Annotated in this window: 7 protein-coding genes and 1 pseudogene; 5 read left to right on the plus strand and 3 right to left on the minus strand. The window is 60.4% G+C overall.

Features of this window, described 5'->3' with window-relative positions; genetic code table 11:
- Together ACFFAR_RS23425 and ACFFAR_RS23430 are read left to right on the plus strand one after the other, a co-directional pair.
- Positions 1-392: pseudogene (locus tag ACFFAR_RS23425) on the plus strand (biotin synthase); the annotation flags it as partial.
- An 18-nt stretch (positions 393-410) separates the two neighbouring features.
- Positions 411-1,949: a UdgX family uracil-DNA binding protein gene (locus ACFFAR_RS23430; RefSeq protein WP_174364310.1), complete on the plus strand. Its 1,539-nt coding sequence runs from the start codon at positions 411-413 to the stop codon at positions 1,947-1,949.
- Here the strand turns inward: ACFFAR_RS23430 and ACFFAR_RS23435 are convergent.
- Positions 1,867-2,334: a nuclear transport factor 2 family protein gene (locus ACFFAR_RS23435; RefSeq protein WP_086382792.1), complete on the minus strand. Its 468-nt coding sequence runs from the start codon at positions 2,332-2,334 to the stop codon at positions 1,867-1,869. The genes ACFFAR_RS23430 and ACFFAR_RS23435 overlap by 83 nt on opposite strands.
- Before the next feature lie 104 nt (positions 2,335-2,438).
- Here ACFFAR_RS23435 and ACFFAR_RS23440 point away from each other — a divergent pair, with 104 nt between their 5' ends.
- Positions 2,439-3,017 (plus strand): TetR family transcriptional regulator, encoded by a 579-nt coding sequence (locus tag ACFFAR_RS23440; RefSeq protein WP_174364308.1) that lies wholly within the window; start codon positions 2,439-2,441, stop codon positions 3,015-3,017.
- A 78-nt stretch (positions 3,018-3,095) separates the two neighbouring features.
- Here the strand turns inward: ACFFAR_RS23440 and ACFFAR_RS23445 are convergent, their stop codons facing one another.
- On the minus strand, positions 3,096-3,611 hold the full coding sequence (locus tag ACFFAR_RS23445) for an RcnB family protein (protein ID WP_375508558.1): 516 nt from the start codon (positions 3,609-3,611) through the stop codon (positions 3,096-3,098).
- Positions 3,612-3,956: 345 nt separating this feature from the next.
- Between ACFFAR_RS23445 and ACFFAR_RS23450 the strand changes: the two genes are divergently transcribed.
- Together ACFFAR_RS23450 and ACFFAR_RS23455 are read left to right on the plus strand one after the other, a co-directional pair.
- Positions 3,957-4,433, plus strand: a complete 477-nt coding sequence (locus ACFFAR_RS23450) for a DUF3331 domain-containing protein (RefSeq protein ID WP_174364307.1) — start codon at positions 3,957-3,959, stop codon at positions 4,431-4,433.
- Between the two features lie 494 nt (positions 4,434-4,927).
- Positions 4,928-5,131 carry a hypothetical protein gene (locus tag ACFFAR_RS23455; protein WP_062002613.1) on the plus strand — a complete coding sequence of 68 codons (204 nt, stop codon included), beginning with the start codon at positions 4,928-4,930 and terminating at the stop codon, positions 5,129-5,131.
- A gap of 64 nt (positions 5,132-5,195) precedes the next feature.
- On the opposite strand, the gene ACFFAR_RS23460 is transcribed toward ACFFAR_RS23455, so the two are convergent.
- Positions 5,196-5,420, minus strand: a 225-nt coding sequence (locus ACFFAR_RS23460; protein ID WP_174364306.1) for a cupin domain-containing protein, incomplete at its 5' end; no start/stop codon positions are given.

Raw genomic sequence — 5,420 nt, forward strand, 5'->3', positions numbered from 1 at the left:
ACCGGCTGTATCAGGCGGATTTCCTGATGCGCGGCTATGGGTTCAGTGCGTCCGAATTGCTCGATGGCCCGGGCAATCTCTCGCTCGATATCGACCCGAAGCTCGCGTGGGCGCTCGGGCATCGCGAACGCTTTCCCGTGGATCTGAACAAGGCGGCGTTGAGGATGATTGCGCGGGTGCCGGGCATCGGCATGAGAAACGCAAAACGCATTGTCGATTTGCGACGGTCCCGCAAGATTCGCTACGACGACCTCGTGCGCCTCAGGTGCAGCATGGACAAAGTACGGCCCTTCGTCACGACGGAGGACTACAAGCCGCCAATTCGCGATGTATCGTCTGAGCATCTGCGCCGCGCGCTCACCGCCGCGCCGGTTCAGCTCTCCCTTTTGTGAGCCGGGGCGCTCATGCGGATGCGGACGGTTGTCATCGATGGTGAATATGCTGCTTGGCGCGCGGCTGCGTTGTCGGCGCTCGCGGAGAAACTGCCGCCGGAATTGATCGAATGGCGGGAAATCAGCGACCACACGGCAAGCGACCCCTCTCTTTTCGACGCAGAAAAGCCGCCCGGCCTGCCCTCCGATGCGCCCGTTCTCTCGATCTCCAAGACTTTTGCAACGCTGCTGAAAGAAGCGGCGTCATTCCGCGATTCCGAACGCTGGGCATTCCTCTACAAGCTGATCTGGCGATGGTCGCAGGGCGACCGCGCGGTGGAATCGGCCGCCGACGAAGACGGCGTGCGTCTGCACAAGATGGCCAAATCGGTTCGGCGCGCGCAACACGACATGATCGCGTACGTGCGTTTCCGCAAACGCGACCCGGCCCTCGGCGCGCCGGAATATGTCGCGTGGTACGAACCCGATCACGATGTCCTCGCCTGGAGCGCCGATCACTTTGCTCAGCGCATGGGCCGTTCATCGTGGATGATCACCACGCCCCACGGCGCCGCCATGTGGAGCGGGACGGAACTGCGCATCGAGCGACGCCCCGCGATCGCGGCCGACCACCTTCCTGAAAACGAAGACGATGCCGAAAAACTCTGGCTGACTTACTACAAAAGCACCTTCAATCCGGCGCGCCTCAACGAAACCGCCTTGCATCAGCACATGCCCGTGCGGTTCTGGAAGGGCTTGCCGGAGGGCCCGTTGATTCCGCAAATGATCAGCGAGGCTCGCAGCGGCGCCGGAAAAGTGGCGCAGGCGAGCGGTGTCGGCGCGCTCAGCCTGACGAGCGGCAAGGCAATCATCATGGAAGCGGAAAAGGCCCAGCCTGCCCGCCATGCAACCACATCCCTCGATGCCTGCCGCCGCTGCGAGCTTTGGCGCGAAGCGACGCAAGCCGTGCAGGGCGAAGGTCCGGTACAGGCCGCGATCATGCTGGTCGGCGAGCAGCCAGGCGATCAGGAAGATCTGAAGGGGCGTCCGTTCGTCGGTCCCGCAGGACAACTGCTCGATTCGGCAATGCAACGCTCCGGCCTCGATCGCGCCGACGTGTACATGACCAACGCGGTCAAGCACTTCAAGTGGGAACCGCGCGGCAAGCGCCGGCTGCACAAGACGCCGGCACAACGTGAAGTCGATGCCTGTTCTGTGTGGCTCGAGCAGGAACTCGCGACGGTGAGGCCACGCGTGATCGTCGCGCTGGGCGCAACCGCGCTGCACAGTCTTGTTGGGAAACAGGCCACGCTTGGCAGTCATCTGGATAAGACCTTGCCGTTCAACGGCGGATGGCTGGTCACCACCTATCACCCGTCGTTTGCACTTCGCCAGCAAGATGAAATTGCACGCGATCGCGCCGTCGATGTGATCGTGTCGGCGCTGGAGCGCGCGCAAATGCTGGCTTCAGCCGCCGCGCCAGATGCTACCGGCTTCAGAAGCCCAGGTCGCTCAGGCCGGGATGATCGTCGGGACGACGACCCAGAGGCCAGTGATATTTGCGCTCTGACTCCTTGATGGGCAAGTCGTTGATACTCGCATGCCGATGCGTCATCAGACCCGCTTCGTTGAATTCCCAGTTTTCGTTACCGAAGCTGCGAAACCAGTTCTTCGAATCATCGTGCCATTCGTAGGCAAAACGCACCGCGATCCGCGAACCGGTGAATGCCCACAACTCCTTGATCAGCCGATAGTCGAGTTCACGCGCCCATTTGCGCTCAAGAAATGCCTCGGCTTCAGCACGGCCCGACACGAACTCCGCACGATTACGCCAGCGGGTGTCTTCGCTATATGCCAGCGCAACCCGCTTGGGATCGCGCGAATTCCATCCGTCTTCAGCGAGACGGACCTTTTGCTTGGCGGTTTCAGCATCGAACGGGGGGAACGGCGGCTTGCTTTCCATGACGGGTCCTTGGCGAGGTTATCGAGCGGCTTGGCTAGTGGAGACAGGTCTGTCTACCGGCGTACTCTAGCGCAGGTAGACAGACCTGTCTACAATGGTCGATCATGAACCTACTTGCTTCCACCAAGGACTTCGCGGCGGACCTGCCGCCCGCCGAACGGATTCTCGTTACCGCGCACAATCTGTTCTACCGCGATGGCATACGTGCTACGGGAATCGATCGCGTGATCGCAGAATCGGGCGTCGCAAAGAAGACGTTTTATCGATATTATCCGGCGAAAAACGATCTGATCGTGGCGTTCCTGGATTACCGGCATCGTAACTGGATGGCGTGGTTCCAGGACGCCGTCAAACGCTACGGCGGCGATGCCAGCGCGCTCGTGCCCACGCTCGCGGAATGGTTCGGGAGCGAGGTGTATCGCGGGTGCGCGTTCATCAACGCGGTGGTGGAAGTGGGCGGTACGCTGCCTGAAGCGGTCGATATCTCGCGGCGTCACAAACAGGATATGGCGGATGTCATCAGGACATTGCTGCCTGCCGGTTCCAGGACCGCCAAGGCGGATGCTCGCGCGCTGGCAATGGCCGTGGATGGCGCCATCATCGGTGCACAATTCGAGGATTCGCCTGACGCCACGCTGAAGTCGCTGGCTCGTGTGGTGAAGGCAATTGCAGATCCAAGTTGAGCGCCCGTTCACCGGCACAACAAAAGAGGCCGTTCATTGAACGGCCTCTTTGCGTTGCGTTACGCCAACCGGCTGGTTTTAGCGTCCGCCGCTGAGCACGATCTGAGCGATCACGCCCGTTGCGATCGCAGCGAGGACATAGTCGCCGCCAACGCCAACCCAGTGGTATCCGCGTGGCGGCTGTCGCAGGCCATAGCCGCGGTAGTCGTCGACCACATACTGACGGTCGCGGTAATCATTGGGCAACCGGTCTCCACGGCGCCATTCGCGCGGGCTGTCGCCACGCATGCCAGGACCGCCGGGGCCACCGTGTCCCGGGCCGTTGTCGGCGCGGGGAGGCGGACGGTTATTGTCGTAGTGCTGGCCGCCGGAATTGCCCTGCGGACCGTGGTTTTGCGCCTGATTCTGATTTTGATAGCCGTTGCCGTGACCTTGCATACCCTGCGGCGGTTGACCGCCCGGGCGCTGCTGCTGGCTGCCGTGGTCGTCGTGACCGGGACCGCCGGGGCCGCCCGGAGCGCCTTGCGCAAATGCCGCTGATGCCACGCCCAAAGTCGAAAACAAAACTGCCGTAACGATAAGACTTTTCTTCACGAGTACCTCGTTCAGTGTTGTAGTAGGTAGCCAGTATGGCGTTCGCAAGACGCATTCCAAGGCTTTCTCGCAAAGTTTGACACCTTACATATTCCATACGTTTCGATCGGCGCAACGATGTCTGCATGCGAAATACCCGGCGAATCGATGGCCTATCGCAATAATTAAAAGTTTCAATCGTCTTCAATCATGTTGGCCGCGGCGGCGCAACATCGGGCAAAGCCTTATTGCATAAGCGTCGGTTGCGATTATTCGCGCTAACAAGACAGTGTATTCACCTGAATGGTATTTATCGGAACACGCCGATTGCGTAAGTTCGAGCGTGAACCATGCCAGGAACGAACCATGACAGCGTTAGCCAGAAGCGCGGACCCGTGGCAACAGACGGTCCGCTCGTTGACAGCGACTCACGCAAGCGCGGCAGAAACTGCCCCGCGGCAACGGGCCGTCCATCCTTTTTTAGAGCGGCTCACGCGAGCGTGGGAGCGCGATCACCCGCACGTTGCGGCGCCACCGGCGCAATCCGAACGGCCGTTTCCCGAAGCCGTGGTGCGTGTCATCGAACGGCCGAGCAGCGCCACTGCGATTGTTTATTGGTCGGATGCGGCAACTTGCCATTACGGTTATCAGGGTTGGCGCGTGACCACCGCGACGACCGACGGTGCGTGCGCCCTGACCGGCGAAGTCATTCATCGGGGCGACGCGGTTTACCGGCCGTCGCAACGGGATCCGAAACCGCAAAACGCATCGGCGATGATTCTTGCGGCTTCCATGCCACAGAATGAGAACTGCGACGCCGATCTGCAGGATCAGCACGCCTGAGCAAGCCACCTAGCCACGAGAAAATGCTACGGAAACGCTACCGCACAATGCGGACGCGCTTTCCGTAATATGAAACGCGGCGTTGCGCCGCTTTGATGTTGAGGCGGCGCTTTAAGTTCTCATGGTGAGGCAAACCTGCGTCGAGGCTTTCGCCCGCGTGGCATCGCGCTGCCGTGGATGCGTGTTCCGAAACCCGCGCAGATATTGTGTGTACCTCTTGCAACCGCCTCTTCGATCCGGCAATTTCCAAGCCAAATTCCGCGCTCGCTGCTGATATACCTCTCTTCGTTTCATAAGCCAGAAGTACGATTCCATCGCTGTGACAGCTATTACACTGTAGAGCCGCACTTTCATTGCTGGATGCGCAACGCGGTTCAGGCGAACGGCCCGACAGATTAATGACGCGCATCGGCAGGACCGCGCGTCGTAAATTTGTCATCGCAATTGCGTAGGATCGCAGTCTCCCGCCGCTCCATCACTGCAAGGAGTTCATCGTGAAGAGTTTTCAAGCGCAGCGCGCCGTAGCTCGTGACACCATCCGGTCAGCAGACACAGCGTATGAGTCGCAAGTGCTACGCGAACCGAAAGAGGCACGCGCACAGACGGATCAGGACGTCTACGCCGATTCACTCGATATCCCGCTCAATCACGGCGGCATGATGGATGCCGTTCGCGATGCGGTGAGAGCGAATCTATAGGAATAACGGCCACGAGAAAGCGGCGTCTCTATCAGAAGAGCGCCGCTTTTTTTCGCCTGGCTTTTCAGGCCCGTGGTCCCAACCGGGCGATCACATCCGCGTGCTGCGGATGCGCTTTCGTCAATACCGCGATGTCGGCGAGTTCGAATTCGCTGAATTCAAAACCCGGAGCGACCGTGCAGCCGACCAGCGCGAAGGTCGCCGGATCGCATAACTCCGCGGCAAACCATTGCCCTGTCGGGACAACAGCCTGGAATACGGCGTCAGCATGCGTCAATGCGTTGCCGAG

Origin of the sequence: uncultured Caballeronia sp., from assembly GCF_964243625.1 — a bacterium.
In the GTDB taxonomy this organism is placed as follows: domain Bacteria; phylum Pseudomonadota; class Gammaproteobacteria; order Burkholderiales; family Burkholderiaceae; genus Caballeronia.

Coding starts and splice junctions, on each gene's coding strand:
- ACFFAR_RS23430 (WP_174364310.1), top strand. CDS start 411: ATGCGGACGGTTGTCATCGATGGTGAATATGCTGCTTGGCGCGCGGCT.
- ACFFAR_RS23440 (WP_174364308.1), top strand. CDS start 2,439: ATGAACCTACTTGCTTCCACCAAGGACTTCGCGGCGGACCTGCCGCCC.
- ACFFAR_RS23435 (WP_086382792.1), bottom strand. CDS start 2,334: ATGGAAAGCAAGCCGCCGTTCCCCCCGTTCGATGCTGAAACCGCCAAG.
- ACFFAR_RS23450 (WP_174364307.1), top strand. CDS start 3,957: ATGACAGCGTTAGCCAGAAGCGCGGACCCGTGGCAACAGACGGTCCGC.